This is a genomic window from Halosimplex aquaticum (genome assembly GCF_028747785.1).
Lineage (GTDB): Archaea > Halobacteriota > Halobacteria > Halobacteriales > Haloarculaceae > Halosimplex > Halosimplex aquaticum.
In genome coordinates, this window is sequence record NZ_CP118158.1 from 2,829,144 (window position 1) to 2,855,158 (window position 26,015).

Here is a 26,015-nt window from a genome sequence, read left to right on the forward strand (position 1 = left end):
TGGGCCTACAGATCGCTCTCGAGGCCCTTGAGCGCGGAGTGGAGCTGGTCGCCGGCCTTGTACGGGTCGGTCCGGCCGTAGGCGACCTCCTGCATGAGCGGGTAGAACTCCTGGCGGACCGGGCCCCAGGTGATCTTCTCCAGCGCGCTGCCGGTCTTGAACACCTCGGTGAACGGCGCCCAGTCGTCGTCCTCGATCGTGGACTCGATGCCCTCGTGGACCGGCGTCATCGCCTTGCCGGGCGAGTCCTCGGCCATCGCCTTCAGCGTGTCCGGTGCGGTCCAGGCGGCGACGGCGCTCTTGCCCTTGTCCGTCTGGTCGGAGTGGCTGTTGACCATGACGGGCTTGATCTCGAGGAACGTGCCCTTCTCGCCGCCCTCGCTGCGCGGGATGTGGGCGACCCGGGTCTTGTTGTTCAGGATGTCCTTGGCCGTCTCGGTGTCGTTGATGTTCTCGCCGCTGGTCCAGCCCTGCAGCCACGTGCCACACTCGATGAACGCGTAGTTCCCGTTGATGTAGCCGGGGTCGTTGGTCTGCCAGCCGGTCCCCAGGTCGTCGGGGTTGCCGACCGGGTTGTCGGCCGCGTAGATCTGGTAGTAGTAGTCGTCGAGGATCTTGCCGAGCGGCTCCGCCTCGATGTCGAGTTTCCAGGAGTCGCCGTCCGGGACGTAGAGGCTGTCCGTGAACTGGTACACGCTGCTCATGAACTCCTGGAAGGCCCGGACGCTGCCGTCTTTCGTGCAGTTGTGGAAGGCGGTGACGCCGTCGACCTCCTTGTTTATCATCCGCCCGACCTCGTGCATCTCGCTCGTCGTCTGGGGGACGTCCTGCCCGAGTTCGTCGAGGATGTCCTTGCGGACGATGAACGCGCGGCCGTTGCCCTCGTAGGGGAGGCCGTACAGCTTGCCCTTGTAGCGGCAGGCGTCGAGCGCGCTCTCGACGAAGCCGTCGTAGTGTTCGAGGTTCTCGGCCCACCCGTCGAGCGATTCGAGGTGGCCCGCCTTGACGTACTCCGTCAGGTGGCTCAGGACGCCTTCGATGGCGTCGGGGTTCCCGGTCCGCGCGCCGGTCAGGTACTTCTGGCGCAGGTCCTCGTAGGCGAACCGGCCGATCTCGATCTCCTGGCCGACGCGCTCCTCGTAGTTCGCCTTGAACGCGTTCTTCCAGACGGGCTCGGCGCCTTCCTCGTTCGGGAATCCGTACTCCCACATGAGCGCCTTCTCGCCGCTCCCGGTGGTTTCGGTGTTCCCGTCGCCGCCGTCGCCACCGTCACCGCTCCCGCCGTCGCCGCCGCCGATACAGCCGGCGAGCCCCGCCGCGGCACCGACACCGACCGCCTTGACTATCGACCGCCGCGTCCTCCCTGGTGAGTCTGCGTCGTGCATAAGTAACGTCTATCGTCCACGTGAGTCTATTACTATTTATACTTTACTTCAAATTTCTAATACGACCGCCGTCGAGCGGCCGGAGACGCGCTCACTCCGCGCCGACCTCCGCTCCGCCGGCGTCTTCGATGCCGACGAGCGCCTCGAACTCGTCTTCGTCCGGCGGCGCGCGGTTGCGGAGCGCCTCGCCGGTCGCCCCGTCGAAGACGTGGATCCGGTCCTGCGGGAACCGAACGGTGAGCGTCCGACCGGGGTCGATGACCAGGTCGCCTTCGAGCGTCGCCGTGTACTGCTGGCCGGCGACGTCGACGTAGACGTAGGTCACCTCGCCGAGCGGCTCGGTCACCTCGACCGTCGTCGAGACGGCGTTGTGCGCGTCGCCGGCGACGACTTCGATGTCCTCCGGGCGGATGCCCAGCGTGAACCGGTCGCCGTGGCCGCGGATGTCCGCGTGGACGGCCTCGTCCAGTTCGTACGTGAACCCCTCGTGGACCAGGGCGGGAACCTCCCCGGACTCGTCCAGTTCGACCTCGAAGAAGTTCATCGACGGCGACCCGATGAACCCGCCGACGAACCGGTTGGCCGGCTCGTGGTAACACTCCAGGGGCGTCCCGATCTGCTGGAGCTTGCCGTCGTCGAGGACGGCGATGCGGTCGCTCATCGTCATCGCCTCCGTCTGGTCGTGTGTGACGTACAGCGTCGTGACCCCGAGCTCCTGCTGGAGCGACTGGAGCTCGGTGCGCATCTGCGTCCGCAGCTTGGCGTCGAGGTTCGAGAGCGGCTCGTCCATCAGGAACACCTCGGGTTCGCGGACGATGGCCCGTCCCAGCGCGACGCGCTGTTGCTGGCCGCCCGAGAGCGCGTCGGGCTTCTTGTTCAGCAGGTCGCGGATGCCGAGCATCTCCGCCGTCTCGTCGATCCGCTCGTCGATCTCCGACTTCGAGAGGTCGGTGGTCATCTTCAGGCCGAAGGCCATGTTCTCCCGCGACGTCATGTGCGGGTACAGCGCGTAGGACTGGAACACCATCGCCATGTCGCGCTCCTTCGGCTTCTTGTCTGTCACGTCCTCGCCGTCGAGGACGATCTGGCCGCTGGTCGGCGATTCGAGCCCGGCCACGCACCGGAGCGTCGTCGACTTGCCGCAGCCGGAGGGGCCGACGAGGACGATCAGTTCGCCGTCCTCGATGTCGACGTCGAAGTCGTCCACGGCGACGATGTCGCCGCCGTCGTCGTGGAACACCTTCTGCAGCTTCTCGATCTCGAGGTCACCCATGACCGGATACTCCCTATACAGGTACTTAAGCCTTGTCCGGGTTAGCCGATTCGATCCGCTCCGGTCGGTCGCGGAGGGACTTCTCGGTGGTCGTCGCGCGGCGGTGCGACGACCGCTTCGCACACGCGAGGCCGGACGTTTTGCGCCCTCGGGACCGGAGCGACCGGTCTCACCTCGAACCACGGAAGAATTTATATACTGCTGTTCGTCATACCTACCTGTGCCAACTATCACGTTCATCGGAGCCGGGAGTATGGTGTTCGCCACCAATCTCGTCGGGGACATCCTCTCCTACGAGGCGCTGTCCGACAGCCGGATCCGGCTGATGGACATCGACGAACACCGACTGGAACAGACGCGGCAGATCGCCGAGGCGATGGTCGACAACGAGGGGCTCGACGCGACCGTCGAGGCGACCACCGACCGCCGCGAAGCGCTGGAGGACGCCGACTACGTCCTCAACATGATCAACGTCGGGGGGACGGAGCCCTTCGAGAACGAGATCCGCATCCCCGAGAAGTACGGCGTCGAGCAGGCCATCGGCGACACGACCGGGCCCGGGGGCGTGTTCCGCGGCCTCCGGACGATTCCGACGATGCTCGACATCGCCGCGGACATGGAAGAGCTGTGTCCCGACGCGCTCTTGCTCAACTACACGAACCCGATGGCCATCGTCTGCAAGGCCGTCTACGAGGCGACCGACGTCGAGGTCGTCGGCCTCTGTCACTCCGTCCCGCACACGGCCGAGGCCATCGCGGAGTACGTCGACGTGCCCCAGGAGGAACTGGACTACTGGGTCGCGGGCATCAACCACATGGCCTGGTTCCTCACCGCCGAACACGACGGCGAGTCCGTCTATCCGGCGCTCGAAGCGGCCTACGAGGACGAGGAGACCTACCGGAAGGACACGGTCCGCTTCGAGATGATGCGCCACTTCGGCTACTTCCCGACCGAGTCCAGCCACCACATGAGCGAATACGTCCCGTACTTCCGGACCGACGGGGACGTCATCGAGGAGATGGCCGGGACGGACTACGCCGAGCGGATGGCGACGGCGACGTACCTCGAGGGCTGGCAGGAGCGCTCCGACGAGCGCGACAGCCCCGAACTGGACGTCGACCTCGACGAGGTCGAAGTCGAGCGCTCCGAGGAGTACGCCGCGCGGCTCATCCACTCGCTGGAGACGGACACGCCGCGGCGGTTCAACCTCAACGTCCCGAACCACGACAACGCCATCGAGAACCTGCCGAACGACGCCTGCGTCGAGGTGCCCGTCTTCGCCGACGGCGCCGGCGTCCACCCCTGTTCGGTCGGCGAACTCCCCGCGGAAGTCGCCGCGCTGGACCGCCAGCACACGACGGTGTACGAACTCGCCGTCGAGGGCGCTCTAGAGGGCGACCGCGAGAAGATCCACCAGGCGCTCAAACTTGACCCGCTCACGGCCGCTTCCTGCACGCTCGAGGAGATCCACGAGATGACCGAGGAACTCATCGAAGCGAACGAGGCGTACATCCCGGACCTCGACGGCGGCGGACGAGCCCGCCCGCCCGCGGCCGCCGACGACTGAACCGACCCCGGCGCCCGCCTGTTTTTCACGATGTGTGAACGAGAATTCTCCGCCCAGCTCCGGCTCGCTCGCGAATCGACGGAAATCGGCCGATGCGACCGCGGTGGCCGGTCACGCTCGCGAGGCTGTTCATAATATATGAACAATTATGTCGTTGCGGGACGGAGACTGCGGCATGGACGAGACACCCATCCCTCCGGCGTCGGCGTTCGACGGGCGCACGGCCAAGACGACGGTGACGAGCTTCCGGATCGTCGAGGCGCTCGACCGCCGCGAGAGCGCGCGACTGACCGATCTCGCCGACGAACTCGGGCTCGCGAAGGGGACCGTCCACAAGCACCTCTCGACGCTCCGCGAGGTGAACTACGTGGTCAAGGACGGCGAGGAGTACCGGCTCAGCGTCCGCTTTCTCGGCCTCGGCACGAGCGCGCGGCTGAACCTCGACCTGTACGAGATCGCCTACGACCCGCTCGAGAAACTCGCCGACGCGACGGGGGAGGTCGCGAGCGTCATGGTCCCGGAACACGGCTACGGCGTCTACGTCCTCCGGGTCAGCAACGAGGGGCGACCCGACGTGGACATCCGCGAGGGCGAGAGCGTCCCCCTCACGGCGACCGCCGGCGGGAAGGCGATCCTCTCGTACACGCCCGAGGAGCGCCGCGAACGGATCATCGAACAGCACGGGCTGCCGGAGATGACCGACGCGACCATCACCGACCGCCAGGCGCTGGACGAGGAACTCCGCCGGATCCGCGACCGCCGACTGGCCAACGACACGGGCGAGTACCGCTCGGACCAGCACTGCGTCGCGAACCCGATCGTCGACGCGGACGACGTCGCGATCGGGGCGGTGACGGTCTCCGGGCCGGCCGACCGGATGGCCGAGAAGTCGATCAAGGCGGACTTCGCCAGCCTGGTCGGCAGCACCACCGCGTCGATCGAGAGTCGACTGTAACGGCGCCGGCGCCGACCGCTCGCGGGCTACGGCTACATACAAGACCCTCCGGAGACTTCGGGACGGTATGGACAACGACGGCGTCCCCCCGAACGTGCTGGTCGTGGTGACCGACCAGCAGCGGTGGGACACGGTCGGCGCGTACGGTAATCCGATGGACCTGACGCCGACGCTCGACGACCTCGCGGCGACGGGGACGCGGATCGAGCGCGCCATCTCGCCCCAGCCGATCTGCGGCCCGTTCCGCGCGGCCTTCCAGACCGGGAAGCACGCCACCGAGACCGGCGTCTGGCAGGGGTCGACGCGGCTCCCCGACGACGAGCGCACGCTCGCCCACCGGTTCGCCGATGCGGGCTACGACGTCGGCTACGTCGGCAACTGGCACCTCGCCAGCACGTTCGACGAACCGGTGCCCCCGGAGGAACGCGGCGGCTACGACGACTTCTGGATCGCTGCGGACGTCCCGGAGTTCACCACCAGTCCCGACGAAGGCCACCTCTACGACGCCGACGGGAACGCCGTCGAGTTCGACGGGTACCGCGCCGACGCGTTCACCGACTACGCCATCGAGGGGCTCGACGAGCTCTCCGAGCCGTTCTTCCTGATGGTCTCCTATCTGGAACCGCACGACCAGAACGAACTGTGGACCTTCGTCGCGCCCGACGGCTACGCCGACGACCACGAGACCGACCCGTACGTCCCGCCGGACCTACAGGACCGACCCGGCGAGTGGTTCCGCGAACTGCCGGACTACTACGGGATCGTCCAACGGCTCGACGAGTGCATCGCGGACCTCGTGGACGCTCTCGACGAACGGGGGCTCCGCGACGACACGGTCTTCGCCTACACCGCCGATCACGGCTGTCACTTCCGCACGCGGCCCGGCGAGTACAAGCGGACGCCCCACGAGTCGGCCGTCCGCGTGCCCGCCATCCTGTCCGGTCCCGGGTTCAGGAACGGCGGGACCGTCGAGCGAGTGACCAGTCTCCTGGACCTGCCGCCGACGCTACTGGACGCCGCCGGCGTCGACGTCCCCGACGAGATGCGCGGCGACAGCCTCCTCCCGGTCCTCCGCCGGGAGGAACCCGACGCCGACGGCGACGCGTTCGTCCAGATCAGCGAATCGCAGGTCGGGCGGGCGCTCCGGACCGACCGCTGGAAGTACGCCGTCGCCGCCCCCTCGACGACAGGCTGGCGCGGCGGGAGCAGCGAGCAGTCCAGCGACACGTACGTCGAGCGGTACCTCTACGACCTGCACCGCGACCCGGCGGAGTCCGTGAACCTCGCCGGCCGCCCGTCCTACCGGAACGTCGCCGACGACCTGCGGGAGCGACTGCTCGACTACATCGCCGACGTGGAGGGCGAGACCCCGCGGATCAAGCCCTACGACAGGGGCTTCCCGTAGCCGACTGCCGACCGGCGTCGCAATGCCGTTCGACGGGCAGGAACCGGGACGGGTGAGCGCCGCCGCTCTGCTCCTGCCGCCGAGATTACAGGCATATGTCTGTTATTCACGGAGTCGGATTCGCTGTCTCGAATCGTTCCCCGAATGTCGCGTGACACCCACTGGCGATAAATGACAGAAGTAATCGGATAGAAATCACTCATTTCAAATATTATGGCGCGCTCGCGATCTGACCCCGGGTCTCGCTGTACGGGGCATCCATCGAGTCACCGCCCTGTTGGGACTGTTTCCGTGGATTAGCGGCAGTACTGGCGGACTCGCGACGCCCGAGTCACTCGCCGGCCGCGTCCCAGAACTCGGTGCGACCGTCCTCGCCGTCCCCGTCGGCCGTCTCGGACTCCGGCCGCTCCGTCCGACCGAGGCCGGCGTCTTTCAGCAGTCTGCGGACGTGACGGCGGGAGTACTCGACGCCGAAGGCGTCTTCGAGAAACTGGCGCGCGAGCGCGGTCGTCCAGGCGGGTCGGTCGTATCCGACCGCCTCCGGCGTCTGTCGAACGGCGTCGCGGAACTCGGCGCGGTCGCCGTCGTCGAGTTTCGGCGGCCGCCCCGGGCGCTGCCGGTCTCGGACCGCCCGCTCGATCGGTTCCGCTTCGAGGCGGTCGAACCAGCGGTAGATCGTCTGCTCGCGGACGTCGAGCCACTCGGCGATCATCGGCACGGACGGGCCTCGCTTGTAGATGATCGCCACTACCAGCCGCGTCGCTTCCGTCGCGCCGGTCGCCTCGTCGAGCGCGGCCTCTAGCTCCGCCACGGGGACGTTCTCCAGCCGTGCCATTGCTCCCCTATTATAGCGGAACGAATAGAAAATTTCGGTTACTTCTGTCCGGTTTCCCGGGCTGCTGGGCGGTCAGCAGTTCCTCAGGTCGCCGACGCCGTCCATGGTGTCTCCCAGCGCGTCGCGCTTGGCCACCGAGCCGTCGCCGTCGAGCGACAGCGCGCCTTCGACGGCTTCCATCGCTCCCTCGATGGGCTCGTGGGTCTCGACGTAGGCGGCGAGTGCGAACTCCTGGTCGGAGACGCCGGCGAGTTCGACGGCCTCGGTTCGCGGTAGCTCGCCGGCGAGCCAGTCGCCGACGATCTCCCGGCCCATCGGGCCGACCGGCGAGACCGACTCGCCGAACAGGTGTAGCGCTTTCGCGCCGTCTGTGGGCGCGATACCGGCGACGCGAGCGCTCGCGCCGACGCTCTTGCCCTCGGCGTAGGCGTCGACGAGCGCCGCGGCTTCCCCCGGTGTGCAGGGCAGGTCGGCGGCGAACGGTTCCAGTCGCTCGGCGAGCGAATCCGTCGTCCGGTCGACCGTCGCGACCCCCGAGTCGCGCTGCTCGTCGACCACCTCGATCCCCGCGGCGATGTCCGACAGCCCCATTGCCCGCGACTTCAACCCTCTCCGGTTTAAGTGTTGGTGGTTCGACACCACCGGCCCGTGCGCGGTCTCAGCCGATCTCTCCGGCGGCGGCAGATACTTGCGGCTGGCAGTGCGCCACGTGTGCATGGCTGATCCGCTCAGATACGGGATCGTGGGATGCGCGGGGATCGGGAATACGCACGCCGAGGCCGTCCGCGAGGCGTCGGGCGCGACGCTCGCGGCCTGCGCCGACCTCGACGCCGAGGCCGCCGGGACGTTCGCGGACGAACACGACGTGTCCGACACGTACGAGGATCCGGCGAAGATGGTCGAGGACGGCGATGTCGACGCCGTCAGCGTCTGCACGCCGAGCGGCACTCACGCCGACGTGACGACCTCGGTCGCCGAGGCCGGCGCGCACGTCCTCTGCGAGAAACCGCTGGACGTGACCGCCGAGCGCGTCGACCGGATGATCGCGGCGTGCGAGGACGGGGGCGTCACGCTCGCGGGCGTCTTCCAGCGGCGCTTCGAACCGGGGCTCCGTCGGGCGAAGCGGGCCGTCGACGACGGCGAGATCGGTCGGCCCGTCCTCGGCGACACCCACGTCAAGTGGTTCCGGCCGCAGTTCTACTACGACGACGCCGCGTGGCGGGGGACCCGCGACATGGACGGCGGCGCGTTCATGAACCAGGGGATCCACTCCCTCGACGCGCTCCAGTGGATCATGGGCGGCGTGGAGTCCGTGCAGGCCGAACTCGACGCGCTCGACCGCGACTTGGAGTGTGAGGACACCGGCGCGCTCGTCCTGCGCTTCGAGAACGGCGCCGTGGGAACCGTCGCGGTCACGACGGCCACCAAGGGAGGCACGGACCGCACCGAGATCAACGGCACCGAGGGGACCATCGCGCTCGACGAGACCGATATCACCGACTTCCGCGTCGGCACCGGCGAGGAGTCCCGGTACCACGCGGAGACCGAACAGCGACTCGCAGAGGGCGACCCGCACGACGCTGGCACGGGCCACACGGGCGTCGTCCAGGACTTCGTGACTGCCGTCCGGGAGGGTCGCGAACCCGAGGTCACCGGCCGAGCGGCCCGCACGGCCATCGACATCATCCTCGCGGCCTACCGCTCGTCGGAGACCGGCGAGCGCGTCCAGTTAGACGAGATCCGCGGCGTATAGACGTCTCGTCGTTCCGCAAGTGCCACTCTCCGGTTACGCCTTACTTCCCGTCCGGAGTCCGATGTGGCCGGTCTCCAGCCCTGTCAGCTCCGGCGCCACTTCGGCGTGTGGGTCGAACGCGGTGACCGGGAACGTCTGCCGGGTGCCCGCTCGGGAGAGGACCGCTCGGACAGATCGACGCCCAGTTCCGTCGCCGTTGCGCGTCAGTCGTCGCCCACGAACGGGTACGCGAAGGGGTACTTCCACGCGGTGCCGAAGATCGCCTTCGCAGTCGCGACGACCGCGAACACGAAGTTGAGCAGCACGGCGATACCCAGCGACAGGCCCAGCACGATCGCCGCGACGCTGAAGAGCGCGTTCAGCGGCGCCGGTAACGACAGCGCCTCGATCGTGGCTCCGCCGGAGACCTCGATCTCGTCGGCGCCCAGGAAGAACACGACGAGGGTCGCGATCAGCAGCACCGTCAGCGAGAGGTGCCAGTTCAGCGCGTTCCGCGCGTTCGCTCTCGTAAACTCGTGGCTCGCGAGGAGGTAGACGAGTCCGGCGCCGAATATCCCGGTCGGGAAGGCGAGGAGGTGGACCGCGATCCCGGCGAGCGGACGCTGGTTCAACAGGTCGGGCGACTGGTCGGAGGGTGGCGAAGGCGTTGACATTGTATTACGACGTATTCGCATCGATCGGAGGCTGCGTTCGTCTGGCGGGTAGATACCGGGGTCGGGGGCTCTCATCGGTCGCCACCCGGCGTCCAGCCGTTGTTTCGGACCCAGCGGGCGGCTCGTTCGAGGAGAGACAACAGCAGGGAGACGGCGAACAGGTCGAACGCCGCCGCGATGAGTCTGCTGTCGCTGCTGGTCCCGAGGTCGACGCCGAGCACCAGCGCCACGGCGCCGAGGGCCAGCAGGACCAGACTGAGCTGGAAGCCCGCCAGGACGAGCGACCGTATCCCGGCCGTGTCTCGAAGCGAGAGGAATCCGCGGAGCGACAGGCGGTCCAGCGGGGACTCGTTCGTCAGCGCGCGCCTCCCGGCCGGCGACAGCGGCCAGTCCGACTCGGGGTGGTCGACGTAGTAGAGCGTGATCGACTCGGGATAGGTCTCCGTGGCGACGACGTCGATCTCCTGGAGCTCGTTGAGCCGGTTCCGGACGGTTCCCTTCCCCACGTCGGGCTTCACGCGCGCCTGTATCTGCCGGATCGAGAAGAACGGGCGGTCGGCCTCCAGCATCGTCTCGACGACGTGCTGCTGGGTCAGCTTGTTGTTGAGGTCGCGACTGACCCGCTCTTCGATCCACTCTGGAGGGTCTGACACGGCACCCGCCACTCGGACCGGTGGGTAGTTAAAACCAAAAGCGGATTCCGCGGTCGCAAACTGCCGATCGACGCCCGCGGAACGCCGTTCGGCGCCCGCGGAACGGGCCTGTACGACCGCTGAAACGACTGGATATCCGATATCTGGGACAATCCGGCGATCTGCCCGATGAGCGACCGAACGGTCCGTCGATCACCGTCGAAACCGGGACCTGATCTCCGCCACATTCGCGGCGACGGGTGGCGGATATCGGGCGACCGGACTGGTGGATGACTGGACGACCGCCCCACCTACCGGTAACCGGTCGGTGGATCGGCCGCGAACGGGCCCGAAACCCGGGTCGACCGCACCGTTTATTAACCCCTCTCCCGGCGAAGCGTCGCATATGAGCACGACAGTCACTGCGTGCCCCGAATGCGACGGGCGCCTGCGAAGCGACGACAGCGAAACGGTCTGCGCCAACTGCGGCCTCGTGGTCGCCGAGGACAACATCGACCACGGCCCGGAGTGGCGGTCGTTCGACGACGACGATACCAACCGCGAACGCACGGGCGCGCCGCTGACCCGGTCGCGCCACGACCGCGGCCTCTCGACGGAGATCGGTCGATCGACCCGCCTCAAGGGTCGCAAGCGCCGGCGGATGGCACGACTCCGCCGCCAGCACAACCGCACGAAGATCGGCTCGAAGGCCGAGCGCAACCAGGTGTACGGCTTCACGGAGATCCGTCGGCTCGTCGGCGCGCTCGGCCTCTCGGACCACATCCGCGATCGCTCGTGCGTCCTCTTCGAGTCCGCCCAAGACGAGGACCTGCTCCGCGGGCGCTCGCTGGAAGGGTTCGCTGCCGCAACGGTGTACGCCACCTGCCGTACCGCAGACGTCTCCCGGACCGTCGACGAAGTCGTCGGCGAGGCCCGCGCCTCGAAGGCCGAGCTCTCGGCGGCCTACGACGCGCTCAACCGCGAACTGGGACTCCCCACGGGCCCCATCGACCCCGCAGAGTACCTCGCGCGCTTCGCGAGCGACCTCGACCTCCCGCAGGAACTGGAAGGCCGCGCCCGCGAACTGGTCGAAACGGCCCGCGAACGGAACCACGTCACCGGCCGTAACCCCGCGGGCGTCGCCGCGGGCTGTCTCTACACCGCGGCCGACGAGCGCGCCTACCCGCTCACCCAGCAGGAGGCCGCCGACGCCGCCGACGTGACGCCGGTCACCCTCCGGGCGACCTATCAGGCGTTGACCGAGGGCGGCGACTGACACCGGTCTCCCGCGCAGACGCAAAACCTATCAGATCGCTTTCCGAAATGTAGTTCTGAAAACAGTTATCGGGCGGCGTTGTGACCGTTCGCCTGTGCTCGGGCATTCTGATTCCACAGGGCCTGGTCGCCCCGACAGGGTGAGGATTTGTGGCACACCACCGATCGTTCTTTCCCAGGGGGATGTCAACGAGGTGGATCCATGGGTGTAACCGCGAACGGTGACGGGGCGGACGATGGCGGCGGCAACGGTGCAGGCGCCGAACCGGGTCACCCGGTCGTCTGGCTCTTCGACGAGTACGCGCGGCCGCACTGGAAGCAGCTAGTGGGCGGGCTGAGCTTCTCGACCGTCGAGCAGATCCCGGCGCGGCTGCCGCCGGTACTCGTCGGCGTCGCCATCGACGCGGTGCTGCTCAACACCGGTCCGTTTCGGCTGCCGCTGGTGCCCGACGCGTGGCTTCCGACGGAGATGGCTGACCAGCTGACGGTCCTGATCGCTCTCCTGGTCGGCAGTTTCGCCGCCGTGGCGCTGGTCAACTACTTCGGCCGGCGGGTCCTCGGGCGGTTCGGCCAGTCGTTCCAGCACGAGATCCGCACCGAGGTGTTCGACACCGTCCAGCGCCTGGAGATGGGCTACTTCGACGACCACGACACCGGCGAGGTGATGAGCGTCCTCAACGACGACGTCCAGGAGGTCCAGACGCTCGTCTTCGGCGTCCTCGCGCGCGGGTCGACGATGACGATGACCGCCGTGGCGACCTACGCGTACATGCTCTGGCTGAACTGGCAGCTGGCGGTCGTCCTCGCCGTCGTCCCGTTCGCGCTGTTCGCCCTGAGCTACTGGTTCTCGAACTGGATCGAGCCGAAACACATGGCCGTCCGCGAGCGCGTCGGCGACCTGAACAGCCGGCTGAACAACAACGTCGACGGCGTCTCGGTCATCAAGACCTTCGGCACCGAGCGGGCCGAGCGCGAGCGCGTCCGCGACGCCTCCGGCGACCTCCGGACGGCCCAGTGGGACGCCCACTGGGCGCAGGCGACCATGGACCCGGTCTCGCGCACCGTCTCCCAGCTCGCCCGCGTCATCACGCTCCTCGTCGGCGGGATCTGGGTGCTCACCGGCCCGCCGCTGTTCTTCACGGGCACGCTCACCCCCGGCGCGCTGTTCACCTTCTACGTGTTCGTCGGCTCCTTGCTGACCGCGATGCAGGGCATCGCCGAGGTCGTCGACGGCTACCAGAACGGGAAGGCCGCGGCCACCCGCCTGCGCGACATCGTCGCCAACGACAGCGTCGCCGAGCGCCGCGACGCCGCCGAACTCGCCGACCCCGAGGGAGCGGTGGCCTACGACGACGTGACCTTCAGCTACCCCGGCCGCGACGAGCCGACGCTCGACGGGGTCACGTTCGACGTCGAACCGGGCGACACCGTCGGCATCGTCGGTTCGACCGGCGCCGGCAAGTCGACGATCCTCAAGCTCCTGCTGCGCTTCTACGACCCCGATTCGGGGGCCGTCCGCGTCGACGGGACGGACGTGCGCGACGTGACCGTCGAGAGCCTCCGCGAGTCGATCGGCTACGTCTCCCAGGACCCGTTCCTGTTCTACGGGGCCGTCAGGGAGAACATCGCCTACGCCGACCCGGACGCGGACGAGGAGACCGTCGTCGAGGCGGCGAAGCTCGCGGGCGCCCACGAGTTCGTCGCCGAGCTGCCCGACGGCTACGACACGCAGGTCGGTGAACGCGGCGTGAAGCTCTCCGGGGGACAGCGCCAGCGCGTCTCAATCGCGCGGGCTATCGTCCGCGATCCGGCCATCCTCGTCCTCGACGAGGCGACCAGCCACGTCGACAACGAGACCGAGGTCCTGATCCAGCGGACGCTGGACGAACTCGCGGCCGACCGCACGACGTTCCTCGTCGCCCACCGGTTATCGACGGTCCGCGACGCCGACCGCATCATCGTCGTCGACGACGGCGAGGTCGTCGAGCGCGGAACGCACGAGGACCTGCTCGCTCGCGACGGCCTGTACGCCAACCTCTGGAACGTGCAGGTCGGGGACGTGACCGCGTTGCCGGACTCGTTCCTCCGGCGCGTCCGCCGAGGTGACACCGCATGAGCGACGGATCTGACGGGTCCGATACCGACGGCGAATCACCGGACGATAACCCGTACCGCGCCGACGCCGACTGGCCGGTGCTCGCGCTCCTCCGGGAGTACGGCCGGTCACACTGGCCCCTCGCCGTCGCGGGACTGCTGGTCCGTCTCCTGTGGATCGTGCCCGGGCAGGCTACCCCGGCGCTGATCGGCTACGCCTTCGACGCGGTGTTCAGCGACGCCAGACCGTTCACGCTCCCGTTCGTGCCCGCGGCGTGGATCCCCGAGACCCAGGTCGGACAGGTCTGGCTCGTCGCCGGCCTCGTCCTCGCGCTCTCGGTGCTCGGGCAGGCGGTCAACTGGCTGCGCACGCTGTCGTGGGGCGCGTTCGCCTTCCGCCTCCAGCACGACGTGCGCGTCGACAGCTACGACACCGTCCAGCGCCTGGAGATGGGGTTCTTCGACGACCACCAGACGGGCGAGGTGATGAGCATCCTGAACAACGACGTCGACGCGATGGAGACGTTCCTCACCGACACCATCGACGACGCGATGACCATCGTCGCGTACATGCTGGGGATCTCCGTCTACATGCTCTGGCTGAACTGGCAGTTCGCGCTGGTCGCGCTGTCGGTCGCGCCGGTCATCGCGGTCGCCAACTACTACTTCTCCCAGCGGATGCACGAGATCTACGGCCGGGTCCGGCGGACTCAGGGCGAACTCAACGCCCAGTTTCGAAACTCGATCAGCGGCATCTCGGTTGTCAAGGCCTACACCGCCGAGCCGTTCGAACGCGAGCGCGTCGCCGAGTCCTCGCGGACCGTCGTCGACGCGTTCCTCGACGCGATACGGCTGGGCGCGCTGCACTACCCGACGATGCGCGGGCTCACCGGCGCCGGCCTCGCGGTCACCTTCGGCGTCGGCGGGTTCTGGGTGATGAACGGACCGCCCGGTCCCTTCACCGCGTCGCTGACCGCGGGCACGCTCGTCACGTTCGTCATGTACGTGCGGCACATGGGATGGCCGCTCCAGAACATCGCCGGCGTCATCGAGAGCTACAGCAGCGCCACCGCCTCCGCCGAGCGCCTCCTCGGGGTGCAGCGGGTCGCCCAGTCCGTCGAGGAACGCGACGACGCGACCGAACTGACCGACGTCCGCGGCAGAGTCACTTACGACGACGTGACCTTCGCCTACCCCGAGAGCGAGCGGCCCGACGACCCGACCGTCCCGACCGACGGCGGCCCCGTCGTCGAAGACGTGACTTTCGAGGTCGAACCGGGCGAGACCGTCGGCATCGTCGGCCCGACCGGCGCCGGCAAGTCCACGCTCCTCAAACTCCTCGTCCGCTTCTACGACGTGGACGAGGGGGCGGTGCGGGTCGACGGCACCGACGTGCGCGATCTCACCGTCGACAGTCTCCGCGACGCGGTCGGGTTCATCAGCCAGGACCCGTTCCTCTTCTCGGGGACGATCCGCGAGAACGTCGTCTACGGCACGCCCGACGCCGACGAGGAGGCCGTCCGGGAAGCGCTCGACCGCGCCGAGGCCACCGCGTTCGTGGAGACGCTGCCGGACGGCATCGACACGCAGGTCGGCGAACGCGGCGTGAAGCTCTCCGGCGGACAGCGCCAGCGGATCTGTCTCGCCCGCGCGATGGTCCACGACCCCGAGATCCTCGTCCTCGACGAGGCGACCAGCCACGTCGACAACGAGACCGAGGCGCTGATCCAGCGGTCGATCGAGGCCCTGATCGAGGACCGGACGACCCTCGTCGTGGCGCACCGCCTCTCGACGGTCAGAGACGCCGACCGCATCGTCGTCCTCGACGACGGCCGCGTCGCCGAACAGGGCGCCCACGAGGACCTGCTCGACCGCGACGGCCTCTACGCCACGCTCTGGCGGGTGCAGGTCGGCGACGTCCAGTCGCTCCCGTCGGCGTTCGTCGACCGGATCGAACGCCGCGCCGACGCGCTCGACGCGGGCGACTGAGCCCCGCCCTCCGTCGGCTTCGGCCGAGCGTGCGCCGCTCACGAGTACGTCATCGGGTCGGCGTGCCGGCACGCCTGCTCGACGGTCCCCGCCAGATCCGCGAACGCCGCGGCCGCGGCCGCGTCGGGGGCGTGTTCGCGGACCGGCACGCCGGCGGCCTGTGCGTCCGCGACGGCGTCGGACTCGGGCACCGCCGTCACCGGTCCGCCGAGTTCGCGCGCGACCATGTCCGTCGGCGAGGACTCGTTCGACCGGTTCAACACGATGGCCGCGAGGCCGGCGTCGAGTTCGCGGGCGAGCGCTCGCGCCCGGAGCGCGTCGCCCAGCGCCGGCGGCGCCGGTTCGGTGACGAGGACGCAGGCGTCGGCGGCGAGCAACCCGAGCCCCACGTCGCCGCACATCCCCGCCGGGCAGTCGACGACGACGCGCCCGTACTCGTCCCTGACGCGCTCGACCGTCTCGACCAGCGCTGTCGGCTCGCAGGCCCGCGCGCCCGCCAGCGACCGACCGCACGGGAGGAGGGCGACAGGACCGCCCTCCCGGACGGCTTCGGTCGGGGCCGCCCGCCCGGCCAGCACGTCGTGCAGGTCCGGACCGCGGTCGGCGGGCAGGTCCGCCATCGCCAGGTCGGCGTCGACGACGACGCCGTCGAGGTGAGCGCCGAGGTTGTAGGCGACGGTCGACTTGCCGACGCCGCCCTTCCCGCCGACGACCGCGAGGATCATCGCCCTGCCGTGCCGGCGTCGCCCGCGTCCGTCCGCTCGCACTCTGGATCGGCCCGGCAAGACTCCTCGGTCCGCGCGAGCAGCGCGTCCGCTCGCCGTCGCACTCGCCGGAGCGCCTGCCTGTCCGCCGCACGTGCCGACGCGAGCGCCGATTCCGCCGTACGGCGCTGTGAGCCGTCTGCCCGGCCGCACTCACTCGCGTTGCGGTCCGCTTCGAGTCGCGCTTCGACGTCCCGAAGCCACGCCCGGACGCCGCTCGGGACGACCAGCTTCTCGACCTCGCCGGATCGGTCCGCCGCGCGGGCGCGGTCGGGCTGCCGCGGCTCGGGTCGCGGACTCGCGTCTGCGTCGGTCGGCTCGGCGGCGCCCTCGCAGTCCTCGACCGGGCCGTCGGACCGGTCGCCTCCCGGTCTCCGTTCCGGCGTTCCGTCCGGTTCTGAGCGGGACGTGTCGGGAACCGGGACGCTGTCCCGCGGGACGACCGGATCGCCCAGCGCGCGGACGACGCCGGCGGGCGTCGACTCGACCGTGGGGACCGGTCTCGCTGGCGCCGTCTCGTCGCTCCCCGTTCCGTCGTGGTCTGGCGCGGGTTCGGTCGCTACCACTTCCGCCGGCGGGTCTGCGGGTGACGCGGGGGTGGCGTAGCCGACCGTCAATCGTCCCTCAGCGGGCACGTCTCCCGTGAAGACGCTGTCCTCCCAGCCATCGGCGGGCTGGCCGCGGCACCGCGGCGGCCAGACGGGACCGTCGAGGCGGTTCTCGATCCGTACCCGGCACGGCCGCTCCGCCGCGACGACGAGCCCGACCAGCGTCACCCCGTCGCTCCGTTCGAGACTCCAGTCCAGCGTGACCATGGGGCCGGTGGTCGCCCGTTCGAACTTAAATTCGTGGACCGACCTGCCGCTCGTGCGCCGCCGCGATCGTCGGCGATCAGACCCGAACGACCGGCGCGTCGAGCCACTCCGCGGCTGTGTCGGCCGTCTCGAACCGGCCGCAAGCGAGCACGACTGGCGCGCGCAGCTCGGCCACGCGTGCGACCGCGAGAGCGGCGGTCACGCCGTCGACGTCGAACGGGTCGTCGGCCGCGTCCGCGGGCGCCCCGGGCACCGTTGCCATGGCCGTCTCGTACTCCCCGCAGATGCGGTCGACGAGGTGGGCGCGGGCGCGCCGTTCGAGGTTGGCCCGCCGGTCTTCGAGCCGACGCCGCCGCTCGCGGGCGTCCCTGCTCTCGCGGGCCCGCCGCTCGGCCCGCTCCAGCGCCTCTCGCGCGGCGGCCCGCTCGGTCTCGCGCTCGGAGAGTTCGCGGGTCGCGTCGGCCAGTTCGGCTTCGAGGTCGCTCACGTCCCGTCCGGCTTCGCGGCCCGCCTGAACTCGTCCCCGCAGTGCGGCCACCCGCTCGTGGATCCGGTCGACTGCGGCGTCGGTCCCGGCGAGGCGCTCGCGCGGCCCCCGCACGTCCGGTGGCGACGGAACCGTCAGGTCCGACAACGCCTCGCGGACCTCCGCGAGTTCGTCGTCCTGCGGCGCCTCGCCGCCTCGCGACCGCGCCGCCGCTGCCAATGCTGTCCGGACCCGGATCGTCGTCGCGGGTCGGACCCATCCGACGTGCTCGTGGACCGGCCGCGGCGGCGCGCAGTCGACGGCGACCGTCGCTTCGGCGTCCGCGGATTCCCCGCCGCTCGACGGCGCCTGCCCGCGAATCGCGGCGACGAGCCGTTCGGGGTCGATCCCGCGACCCCGGAGGTCGACCGCGCGATCCGCTTCCCGCCCGCAGCAAATGTGGACGGTCGACCCCTCCTCGGTGCTCATAGCTCGGTATCGCGCATCTGCTCCGGCGCCGGGTGCTCGCTCCCGTCGGCGAAAGTCGCGTACGGGAGCGCGGGTTCGTCGCGGGCCTCGTAGGCCGACGCGGCCTCCCGGATCGACGCGTCGAGGGCTTCGAACTCGTTGAACGGGCGCGTCCGCTCGATCTGTACGTCCCCACCGTGTTTCTCGCGCAGTCGCAGCGCCTGGAACGCCGCGAACTCCGTCTCGGCGAGCAGCGCGACGCGCCCGAACCGCCGGACCACGACCCCCTCGTGGGTCCGACAGACGTTCCGGAGCGTCCCCCGCGCCGCCCGCGAGTAGGCCACCACCAGTAGCACGGCCAGCGATTGCACTGCCGGGCGAGATAAAAGTGTCGTTAGGAATTAACGAGTCTCGCCGATCGCTCGCTCCGGGAAGTGACGCGGATGCACCTCGGTCCGGTATCGATACCTTTCGTATTCGAATGTATAACAACGAGTTTACGAAAATACCGATCGGCGTTTCGGTTCCGGCGATCGGTCAGCATCGACGGCGACCGCTCGACGCTCGGCTCTCGACGGCGAATAGCCGGCGGAGAGCGTGCAGTTCCGGTAATCTCGGACAGCGACTTCGCCGTGTGCTCCGCAGTACTTTCGGAGCGGTGAATTTGAATATTTGGGCGCTATCGCGGACAAGAGGCGCCGTATTCGCGTCGATCCCTCCGGACGAAACCACTGTTTTCCCGACCGTGTTGGCGAATGGGAGAATCTGTCGAGATAATCTATTGGATTTTATGTGTTCTCTGAACTCTATGTTTTGTGAGGATCCATGTAGCCCCAACTGGGCCCCGACTGTGGCCCTCGTGGACACCGAGAGCCCTGCAGTCTCACGCACCTCCACACTCACCAAACATTTATATGACCGAAAGTTTGAAGGACGAATCACTTCAGCCACTACATTGCTGATGAACTACTATGTAAAACGTACGTTCCAGGCGTTTTTCACCGTGTGGGCGACGTTAACATTCACGTTCGTGTTGACGCGCTACATGCCCGGTGGACCGCTGGACTTCATCAGGGCCCAGATGGCACTGGGGAACCTGGGGCCCGGGTCCGGTGGCGGCGGATCGGGGTCGGTGGACATGGACCAGTTCTCCCAGCTCGCTCAGCAGTACGTCGGCATCGACCCGTCGAAGCCGATCTACCTCCAGTACACCGACTACATGGTCAACCTCCTGCAGGGCGACCTGGGACAGTCGATCTGGTACGGCGAACCGGTCGCACAGGTCCTGTTCCCGGCGGTCCCGTGGACGGTGTTCCTCGGATCGATCGCGGTCACGGTGTCGTTCACGACCCGGGTGGTCATCGGCGCGCTCCTGGCGTACATCGAGGGATCGAAGCTCGACCTCGGCGGGACGACGGCGCTGATCTGGGGCCACTCGATCCCCTTCTACATCATCGCTATCGTCCTGATCTACGTGTTCGGGTACCAGTACGGCTGGTTCCCCATCTCGGGCCGGGTGAACGCCAACGCGACACCGGGGCTCAACGTCCCGTTCGTCCAGGGGATACTGTGGCACGCCGCGCTCCCCATCGTCTCGCTTGTCTGGGTCTCGTTCGGACAGGGGGCGCTCGCGATGCGGGCGAACTCGATCCAGGTGCTCGGCGAGGACTACCTCAGAGCCGCCAGGCTCCGCGGTATCGCCTCCGACCGCATCGCCCTGCTGTACGTCGGCCGGAACGCGATCCTCCCGATGTACACCCAGATGCTGATCCAGATCGCGTTCGTGTTCGCGGGGTCGGTGTACCTGGAGTCGATCTTCGCCTACCCGGGCGTCGGCTACTACCTCTTCCAGGGGATCCAGGCCCGGGACTACCCGCTGATGATGGGCGCGTTCATCCTCATCACCGTCACCGTCGTCATCGCGATGTACGTGGCGGACCTGACGTACTCCTTCCTCGATCCGCGGATCAAACAGGGTGATGCCAGTGAAGCGTACTGACGCGGCCGACCGACACGACGGAGGGTTCAACCATGTCTGACAACACTGCGAGTCCGATCCGATCGCTCGAAGAGGAGTACGACGGCGCCACCAACATCTCGCGGCTCGACCGCTGGCGGACCCAGATCGACCTGTGGGTCGTCGCCCCGGCGCGGATCATGTGGGAGGACACTCGGACGCGGATCGGGGCGTTGATCATCGCGTTCTACGTCCTGATGGGGACCGTCGGCGTCGTCGTCACGGAGGCCCCCGTCCAGAACGAGGGGGAACCGCTCGTCGGCATGTTCCCCGGCGGGATCGTTCCGACTGGGGAGAACGCCTGGATCTCGGGCGGCCAGACGGTGATCGGGGGCGTGACCGTCCCGTGGCCGGAGTTTTACTTCCCGCTGGGGACCGACATCCTGGGGAACAGCCTCCTGGAGATGACCGTCCACGCGACGCCGGCGATGCTGAAGATGGCGTTCGCCGGCGGCGTCGTCACCACGCTCATCGGCACCGCCGTCGGCACCGTCGCCGGCTACAAGGGCGGCCGGACCGAGCAGGTCCTCATCACGGCCGCCGACATCCAGATGGCGATCCCCGGGCTCCCGCTGCTCATCGTCCTGGCCGTCGCGCTGCAGCCGCGCGACCCACTCCTGGTCGGCTTCCTCCTCAGCGTCGACGCCTGGGCGGGGCTCGCCCGGCAGCTCCACTCGCAGGTGCTGTCGCTCCGCAACGAGTCGTACGTCGAGGCCTCCCGCCTGATGGGGTTCTCCTCGCCGCCGATCATCTGGGACGACGTCCTGCCGAACATCATGCCGTACGTGATGATCAACTTCATGGGGAACTCCATCCGCGTGATCCACGCCTCCGTCGGGCTGTACTTCCTCGGCGTGCTCCCGTTCACCACGCTGAACTGGGGCGTGATGATCAACATGGCCTACAACCGCGGCGGGCTGTTGACGTGGAACGCGGCCCACTGGCTGCTGATCCCGATCGTCGCGATCAGCCTGCTCGGGTTCGGAATCACGCTGTTCTCACAGGGAATGGACCGCCTGTTCAACCCGAAGGTCCGGGCCAGGTACGCGAGTTCGATCGACACCGACGGCACCGACGCGATGAACCGGTAACGGGTACTCGGCCTCCTCCTTAACTCCGGAACTGCCGTCTCCATCTCGGCTCACTTCTCTCACGTCGCTCCGCTCTCCGGAGCGGCCTACGGAGTCCACTCGACCCACTCGTTCGCTCACGCTCCCTTCGCTCTGCTCCGCGCCGTACAGGCCTACACTGTAGCCGGTCGTCGCGCCGGCTCGGTCCGGTGTGGCACGTTCGGCGAATCGGCTGAACGAGAGCGGAGAACGAATCGGCCGAACGAGCGCGGAGAACGAGTGAACGGTCAGCGTCGCTGTGCGTGCTACGAGCGGCTCTCTGTGCCGGCGTCCCCGCCGGAGGGCTCGGAGGCTTCGTCGTCTGGGATCGGTTCGCTGTTCCAGTACTCGTGGTCGGGATCGGCGCGGAAGCAGGACACGACGTTGCGGTCGTTCGCTCCGGCGTACCCCTCGGGGCGCTGCCGGCTACAGACCTCGCGGGCGTCCGGACATCTGGTGTGGAACCGACAGCCCGACGGGGGGTCGGCGGGGTCCGGGATGTCGATGCTGCGGACGGGCAACTCCTCCGCGTCGTCCCCGGGATCGAAGTCCGGCGTGGCCCAGATGAGCGCCTTCGTGTACGGGTGCTGGGGGTCCTGGATGATCTGCTCGGCCGGCCCGATCTCGACGACTTCACCGAGGTACATGACGGCGATCCGGCCGTCGGCCTTCTCGGCCAGGTACCGGGCGTTCGAGAGGTCGTGGCTGATGAACACGAACGACGTGTCGAAGACGTCCTGTAGTTCGAGGAACAGGTCCATCATCTCGACGCGCAGCGAGACGTCCAGTGCGGAGACGGCTTCGTCGGCGAGTATCAGGTCCGGGTTCATGAACAGCGCGCGGATGAGCGCGACGCGCTGTTTCTCGCCGCCGGAGAGCTGGTGGGGGTAGCGGTCGGCGTAGTCCTCCGGCGGCGTCATCCCGACGTGTTCGAGCATCGTCAGGATCTGGCTGTGGCGCTCCTCCCGGGACATCTGCGGGTGCATCTTGTGGAGCGGCTTCGACAGCGTCCGCTTGACGCGCTTGTTGGGGTTGAGCGAACTGCCCGGGTCCTGGTGGATCATCTGGAGCGCCAGGCGGATCTCCTCGAAGGGGATCGTCGCGTCGTCGCTCCCGTCGCGGGCCTCCCAGACGTCCTGTCCGCGGTACGACACCGACCCCTCTGCCGGCCGGTGGATCCCGATGAGCGTCTTGCCGAGGGTCGTCTTCCCGCAGCCGGACTCGCCGACGACCGCGACGACGTCGTTCTCGTACACGTCGAGGTCGACGCCCTCGACGGCCCGGAGCGTGCTCGTCCCGCCGAGTATACTGTGGACGCCCTCGTTCACCTCGAACTCGATAGTCACGTCGTCCAGTTCGACCACGGGAGCACGCTCGTCGGCCGCCGCCTCGTCGACGCTGTACTCCCGCTCGCGGTAGTCGAAGCTGATTGGGATCTCGCGCGCGGCGTCCTCCCAGTGGTAACAGGCGACCGTGTGGGTCCCGTCGACGTCCAGCATCTCGGGCTCCTCGTTCCGGCACCGGCTCGTCGCGAGCGGGCAGCGCGTGTGGAAGCGACAGCCTTCGGGGATGTTGATCGGGTCGGGGCTCGACCCGGCGATCGTGTCCATCTCGTCGAGCGGCGCGTCGAGGTTCGGCGTCGATTCGAGCAACAGCCGCGTGTACGGGTGCGAGGCGTTCTCGATGATCTCTCGCGTCGGCCCGACCTCGGCCAGCTGGAAGGCGTACAGGACCGCGATGCGGTCCGAGAGGTTCGCGACCAGGGGGAGGTTGTGGCTGATGAACACCATCGTCAGCCCGTACTCCTCCTGGAGGTCGTTGAGGAGGTTGATGATCGAACGCTGCATCAACAGGTCCAGCGAGGCCGTCGGCTCGTCCATCACGAGCACTTCCGGTTCGAGGACGAGCGAGAGCGCGATGAGCGCGCGCTGTTTCATGCCGCCAGACAGTTCGTGTGGGTAGGAGTCGAGCACGCGATCGGCGTCGAGGTACAGGTCTTCGAGCAGGCGGTAGGCGCGCTTCATCCCGACGTCGATCGGCGTGTCGTGGGCCTCGACCGTCTCCTCGAAGTGGGCGCGGAGCTTCATCGTCGGGTTCCAGGAGCTCATCGCGCCCTGGAACACCATCGACATCTTCTCCCACCGGAACTCGCTGAGCTCGTCGTCGGACAGTTCGAGCACGTCTATCGGCTCGCCGCCGTCGGGCGGGTAGTACTCGACGCTGCCGGAGACCTGCCCGGGTTCGACGACGGCGTCGAGCAGCGAGTCGGCCAGCATCGACTTGCCGGACCCGCTCTCGCCGACGACGCCGAGTATCTCCTCGCGGCGGACGTCGATCGTCGCGCCGTCGAGGACGGTGGAGACGCCCCGCTCCATGTCGAACTCGACGGTCACGTCCTCGACCGAGAGGATGTGATCCCGGTCGCTACGCGCTTGCTCCAGAGTCTCCGTGGACATGTGTGGCTACATCCTCCGCGCCCCTCTGTAAGTGTTACCCTCACCCACGTCATTCCACCGCATGGTCGCGCGGGTGGGCGGAACGGGCGTGCCCGTTCGACGACCGTGCGACAGCGGCTCGGCGACCGTTCGACGGTCGCTCGACGGCTGTGGATTGCCGCTCGTCGCCGGCGCGGACCGGTGCAGAGAGATGATCCGCAACGCAAACCATTATTATCGGATCTTTTGAAGGTGTGAGCATGCCCTACGAGGTAGCAGTGATAGGTACCGGTGCGGAGCCCGACGACCCCGGCGGCGACGGCTACGCGATGGCGTACCACCACGCGAACGGCTACGAGAAACTGGACGACGCGGACCTGGTCGCGTGCGCCGACATCGTCCGCGAGAACGCCGAGGCGTTCGCGGCCGAGTACGACATCGACGAGGGGGGCGTCTACGAGGACTACGAGTCGATGCTGGAGGAGGTCGAGCCCGACATCGTCTCCGTCTGCGTGCCCCCGTCGATCCACGCGCCCATCTGCATCGATTGCGTCCGCGCCGACTCCGTGGAGGCGATCCACTGCGAGAAGCCGATGGCCGAGACGTACGGCGGCGCCCGCATGATGGCCCAGGAGGCCGACCGCCACGACGTCCAGCTCACCTTCAACCACCAGCGCCGGTTCAGCGACGCGGTCCGGACCGCCAAGCGACTGCTCGACGACGGCGAGATCGGCGACCTCGAACGCGTCGAGTTCTCGGCGGGCGTCGGCATCTTCGACTACGGCAGCCACTCGTTCGACCTCTGTAACTACTTCAACGACGAGACGCCCGGCGAGTGGGTGATGGGTCAGATCGACTACCGCGAGGAGAACGTCCTGTTCGGCTCGCACAACGAGAACCAGGCGATGGTCATGTGGCAGTACGAGAACGGCGTCCACGGGCTGGCCGGCACCGACGGCACCGGTACCGGCGGGCCGGCCGCCGCGATCGCCTGTCACAACCGGCTCGTCGGCTCGGAGGGCGTCATCGAAGTCGGGCCCGCCGGCGAGGACACGCCTCCGCTGCGGATCCGACGCCACGGCGACGCGCAGTGGGAGCCCGTCGAGACCGAGGACGGCCTGCACAGCTGGGACTTCGTCGACCGCGCGATCGCCGAGAACGTCCGCTGTCTCCGCGAGGGCGAGACGCCGGAACTCGGCGCGGAGAACGCGCTGAACGCGACGGAGCTCATCTTCGCGACGTGGGAGTCTTCCCGGAAGCGCGGCCGCGTCGACCTCTCCCTGGAGATCGACGACAACCCGCTCGTCGAGATGGTCGAATCCGGGGAGTTGACCCCCGAATCGAGGGACTCGTAGATGCCCGACATCTCGGTCTGCGTCGAGATGGTCTTCGACGACGAGCCGTTCCACGAGCGGATCCCGCGCGCGGTCGCCGCCGGCGCCGACGCCGTCGAGTTCTGGGGATGGCGCGACAAGGACCTCGACGCCGTGGAGGCGGCCGCCGCGGAGGCGGACGCGCCCATCGCCGCGTTCGGCGCCGGGGGGACGCTCACCGACCCCGGCCAGGCGGAGGACGCGGTCGAGACGATCCGGGAGTCGATCGCGACCGCCAGCGAACTCGGCTGTCCGACGCTGATCGCGACGACCGGCCCCGACCAGGACGGGCTCGACCGCCGGACGCAGTACGAGAACGTCGTCGACGTGCTCTCGGAGGTGGCGGCCGACGCGGAGGACGCCGGCGTGACGCTCGCGCTGGAGCCGCTCAACACCGAGGTCGACCACCCCGGCTACTTCCTGACGACCTCCGCGGAGGGCTTCGACGTCGTCGACGACGTGGACTCGCCGAACGTCCGCCTCCTCTACGACGTGTACCACCAGCAGATCACCGAGGGGAACGTCATCCAGACCGTCACCGAGAACGTCGACCGGATCGGACACGTCCACGTCGCGGACGTGCCCGGCCGGCACGAACCGGGGACGGGCGAACTCAACTACGCGAACGTCTTCGCGGCGCTCGACGAGGCCGGCTACGACGGCTACGTCGGCTGCGAGTTCCGGCCGACGGGCGACCCCGAGGCGGCGATGGACGCCGTCCTGAACTGCCGGTAACGGCCGGTTCACTTCTC

At 68.4% G+C, this 26,015-nt stretch carries 22 protein-coding genes; 11 read left to right on the forward strand and 11 right to left on the reverse strand.

Annotated elements, in window-relative coordinates; all coding sequences use genetic code 11:
* Positions 1-5: 5 nt before the first annotated feature.
* Together PSC72_RS14275 and PSC72_RS14280 are read right to left on the reverse strand one after the other, a co-directional pair.
* The gene (locus PSC72_RS14275; RefSeq protein WP_274322089.1) at positions 6-1,385 is read right to left on the reverse strand and encodes an ABC transporter substrate-binding protein; all 1,380 of its coding nucleotides are present in this window, start codon (positions 1,383-1,385) and stop codon (positions 6-8) included.
* Positions 1,386-1,476: 91 nt separating this feature from the next.
* Positions 1,477-2,658: an ABC transporter ATP-binding protein gene (locus tag PSC72_RS14280; RefSeq protein ID WP_274322090.1), complete on the reverse strand. Its 1,182-nt coding sequence runs from the start codon at positions 2,656-2,658 to the stop codon at positions 1,477-1,479.
* 220 nt (positions 2,659-2,878) lie between these two features.
* Between PSC72_RS14280 and melA the strand changes: the two genes are divergently transcribed.
* The 3 genes from melA (at position 2,879) to PSC72_RS14295 (ending at position 6,585) form a co-directional block, all read left to right on the forward strand.
* Positions 2,879-4,225: an alpha-galactosidase gene (melA, locus tag PSC72_RS14285; protein WP_274322091.1), complete on the forward strand. Its 1,347-nt coding sequence runs from the start codon at positions 2,879-2,881 to the stop codon at positions 4,223-4,225.
* A gap of 175 nt (positions 4,226-4,400) precedes the next feature.
* A complete protein-coding gene (locus PSC72_RS14290; RefSeq protein ID WP_274322092.1) occupies positions 4,401-5,180 on the forward strand; it encodes an IclR family transcriptional regulator in 780 nt (259 codons plus the stop codon).
* Positions 5,181-5,247: 67 nt separating this feature from the next.
* On the forward strand, positions 5,248-6,585 hold the full coding sequence (locus tag PSC72_RS14295) for a sulfatase-like hydrolase/transferase (protein ID WP_274322093.1): 1,338 nt from the start codon (positions 5,248-5,250) through the stop codon (positions 6,583-6,585).
* Between the two features lie 331 nt (positions 6,586-6,916).
* Here PSC72_RS14295 and PSC72_RS14300 read toward each other — a convergent pair whose 3' ends face one another.
* Together PSC72_RS14300 and PSC72_RS14305 are read right to left on the reverse strand one after the other, a co-directional pair.
* A complete protein-coding gene (locus PSC72_RS14300; RefSeq protein ID WP_274322094.1) occupies positions 6,917-7,420 on the reverse strand; it encodes a helix-turn-helix domain-containing protein in 504 nt (167 codons plus the stop codon).
* A 72-nt stretch (positions 7,421-7,492) separates the two neighbouring features.
* Positions 7,493-8,011 carry a DUF7858 family protein gene (locus PSC72_RS14305; protein WP_274322095.1) on the reverse strand — a complete coding sequence of 173 codons (519 nt, stop codon included), beginning with the start codon at positions 8,009-8,011 and terminating at the stop codon, positions 7,493-7,495.
* A gap of 124 nt (positions 8,012-8,135) precedes the next feature.
* Here PSC72_RS14305 and PSC72_RS14310 point away from each other — a divergent pair, with 124 nt between their 5' ends.
* Positions 8,136-9,173 carry a Gfo/Idh/MocA family protein gene (locus PSC72_RS14310; protein ID WP_274322096.1) on the forward strand — a complete coding sequence of 346 codons (1,038 nt, stop codon included), beginning with the start codon at positions 8,136-8,138 and terminating at the stop codon, positions 9,171-9,173.
* A gap of 203 nt (positions 9,174-9,376) precedes the next feature.
* On the opposite strand, the gene PSC72_RS14315 is transcribed toward PSC72_RS14310, so the two are convergent.
* Both PSC72_RS14315 and PSC72_RS14320 read right to left on the reverse strand, forming a co-directional pair.
* Positions 9,377-9,826, reverse strand: a complete 450-nt coding sequence (locus PSC72_RS14315; protein ID WP_274322097.1) for a DUF4870 domain-containing protein — start codon at positions 9,824-9,826, stop codon at positions 9,377-9,379.
* Positions 9,827-9,897: 71 nt separating this feature from the next.
* Positions 9,898-10,479: a helix-turn-helix domain-containing protein gene (locus tag PSC72_RS14320; RefSeq protein WP_274322098.1), complete on the reverse strand. Its 582-nt coding sequence runs from the start codon at positions 10,477-10,479 to the stop codon at positions 9,898-9,900.
* A 385-nt stretch (positions 10,480-10,864) separates the two neighbouring features.
* On the opposite strand from PSC72_RS14320, the gene PSC72_RS14325 reads away from it, so the two are divergent.
* The 3 genes from PSC72_RS14325 (at position 10,865) to PSC72_RS14335 (ending at position 15,816) form a co-directional block, all read left to right on the forward strand.
* Complete coding sequence (locus PSC72_RS14325; RefSeq protein WP_274322099.1) at positions 10,865-11,734, forward strand: transcription initiation factor IIB; 870 nt, start codon at positions 10,865-10,867, stop codon at positions 11,732-11,734.
* 201 nt (positions 11,735-11,935) lie between these two features.
* Positions 11,936-13,849 carry an ABC transporter ATP-binding protein gene (locus PSC72_RS14330; protein ID WP_274322100.1) on the forward strand — a complete coding sequence of 638 codons (1,914 nt, stop codon included), beginning with the start codon at positions 11,936-11,938 and terminating at the stop codon, positions 13,847-13,849.
* Positions 13,846-15,816, forward strand: coding sequence for an ABC transporter ATP-binding protein (locus PSC72_RS14335; protein ID WP_274322101.1), 1,971 nt, complete (start codon positions 13,846-13,848; stop codon positions 15,814-15,816). The genes PSC72_RS14330 and PSC72_RS14335 overlap by 4 nt, the downstream gene beginning before the upstream one ends.
* Before the next feature lie 38 nt (positions 15,817-15,854).
* Here the strand turns inward: PSC72_RS14335 and PSC72_RS14340 are convergent, their stop codons facing one another.
* The 4 genes from PSC72_RS14340 to PSC72_RS14355 form a co-directional block, all read right to left on the reverse strand.
* Positions 15,855-16,541 (reverse strand): MinD/ParA family ATP-binding protein, encoded by a 687-nt coding sequence (locus PSC72_RS14340; protein WP_274322102.1) that lies wholly within the window; start codon positions 16,539-16,541, stop codon positions 15,855-15,857.
* A complete protein-coding gene (locus PSC72_RS14345) occupies positions 16,538-17,395 on the reverse strand; it encodes a DUF7857 domain-containing protein (protein ID WP_274322103.1) in 858 nt (285 codons plus the stop codon). Before PSC72_RS14345 ends, PSC72_RS14340 begins: the two co-directional genes overlap by 4 nt.
* 76 nt (positions 17,396-17,471) lie before the next feature.
* Complete coding sequence (locus tag PSC72_RS14350) at positions 17,472-18,350, reverse strand: DUF7856 family protein (RefSeq protein ID WP_274322104.1); 879 nt, start codon at positions 18,348-18,350, stop codon at positions 17,472-17,474.
* On the reverse strand, positions 18,347-18,685 hold the full coding sequence (locus PSC72_RS14355) for a DUF7855 family protein (RefSeq protein ID WP_274322105.1): 339 nt from the start codon (positions 18,683-18,685) through the stop codon (positions 18,347-18,349). Before PSC72_RS14355 ends, PSC72_RS14350 begins: the two co-directional genes overlap by 4 nt.
* Before the next feature lie 605 nt (positions 18,686-19,290).
* Here PSC72_RS14355 and PSC72_RS14360 point away from each other — a divergent pair.
* Both PSC72_RS14360 and PSC72_RS14365 read left to right on the forward strand, forming a co-directional pair.
* The gene (locus PSC72_RS14360) at positions 19,291-20,328 is read left to right on the forward strand and encodes an ABC transporter permease (protein ID WP_274322106.1); all 1,038 of its coding nucleotides are present in this window, start codon (positions 19,291-19,293) and stop codon (positions 20,326-20,328) included.
* Positions 20,329-20,360: 32 nt separating this feature from the next.
* A complete protein-coding gene (locus tag PSC72_RS14365) occupies positions 20,361-21,437 on the forward strand; it encodes an ABC transporter permease (RefSeq protein WP_274322107.1) in 1,077 nt (358 codons plus the stop codon).
* A 284-nt stretch (positions 21,438-21,721) separates the two neighbouring features.
* Here PSC72_RS14365 and PSC72_RS14370 read toward each other — a convergent pair whose 3' ends face one another.
* The gene (locus tag PSC72_RS14370; RefSeq protein WP_274322108.1) at positions 21,722-23,911 is read right to left on the reverse strand and encodes an ABC transporter ATP-binding protein; all 2,190 of its coding nucleotides are present in this window, start codon (positions 23,909-23,911) and stop codon (positions 21,722-21,724) included.
* A gap of 239 nt (positions 23,912-24,150) precedes the next feature.
* Here PSC72_RS14370 and PSC72_RS14375 point away from each other — a divergent pair, with 239 nt between their 5' ends.
* Together PSC72_RS14375 and PSC72_RS14380 are read left to right on the forward strand one after the other, a co-directional pair.
* Positions 24,151-25,245, forward strand: coding sequence for a Gfo/Idh/MocA family protein (locus tag PSC72_RS14375; protein WP_274322109.1), 1,095 nt, complete (start codon positions 24,151-24,153; stop codon positions 25,243-25,245).
* Complete coding sequence (locus PSC72_RS14380; protein WP_274322110.1) at positions 25,246-25,998, forward strand: hydroxypyruvate isomerase family protein; 753 nt, start codon at positions 25,246-25,248, stop codon at positions 25,996-25,998.
* Positions 25,999-26,015 lie beyond the last annotated feature (17 nt).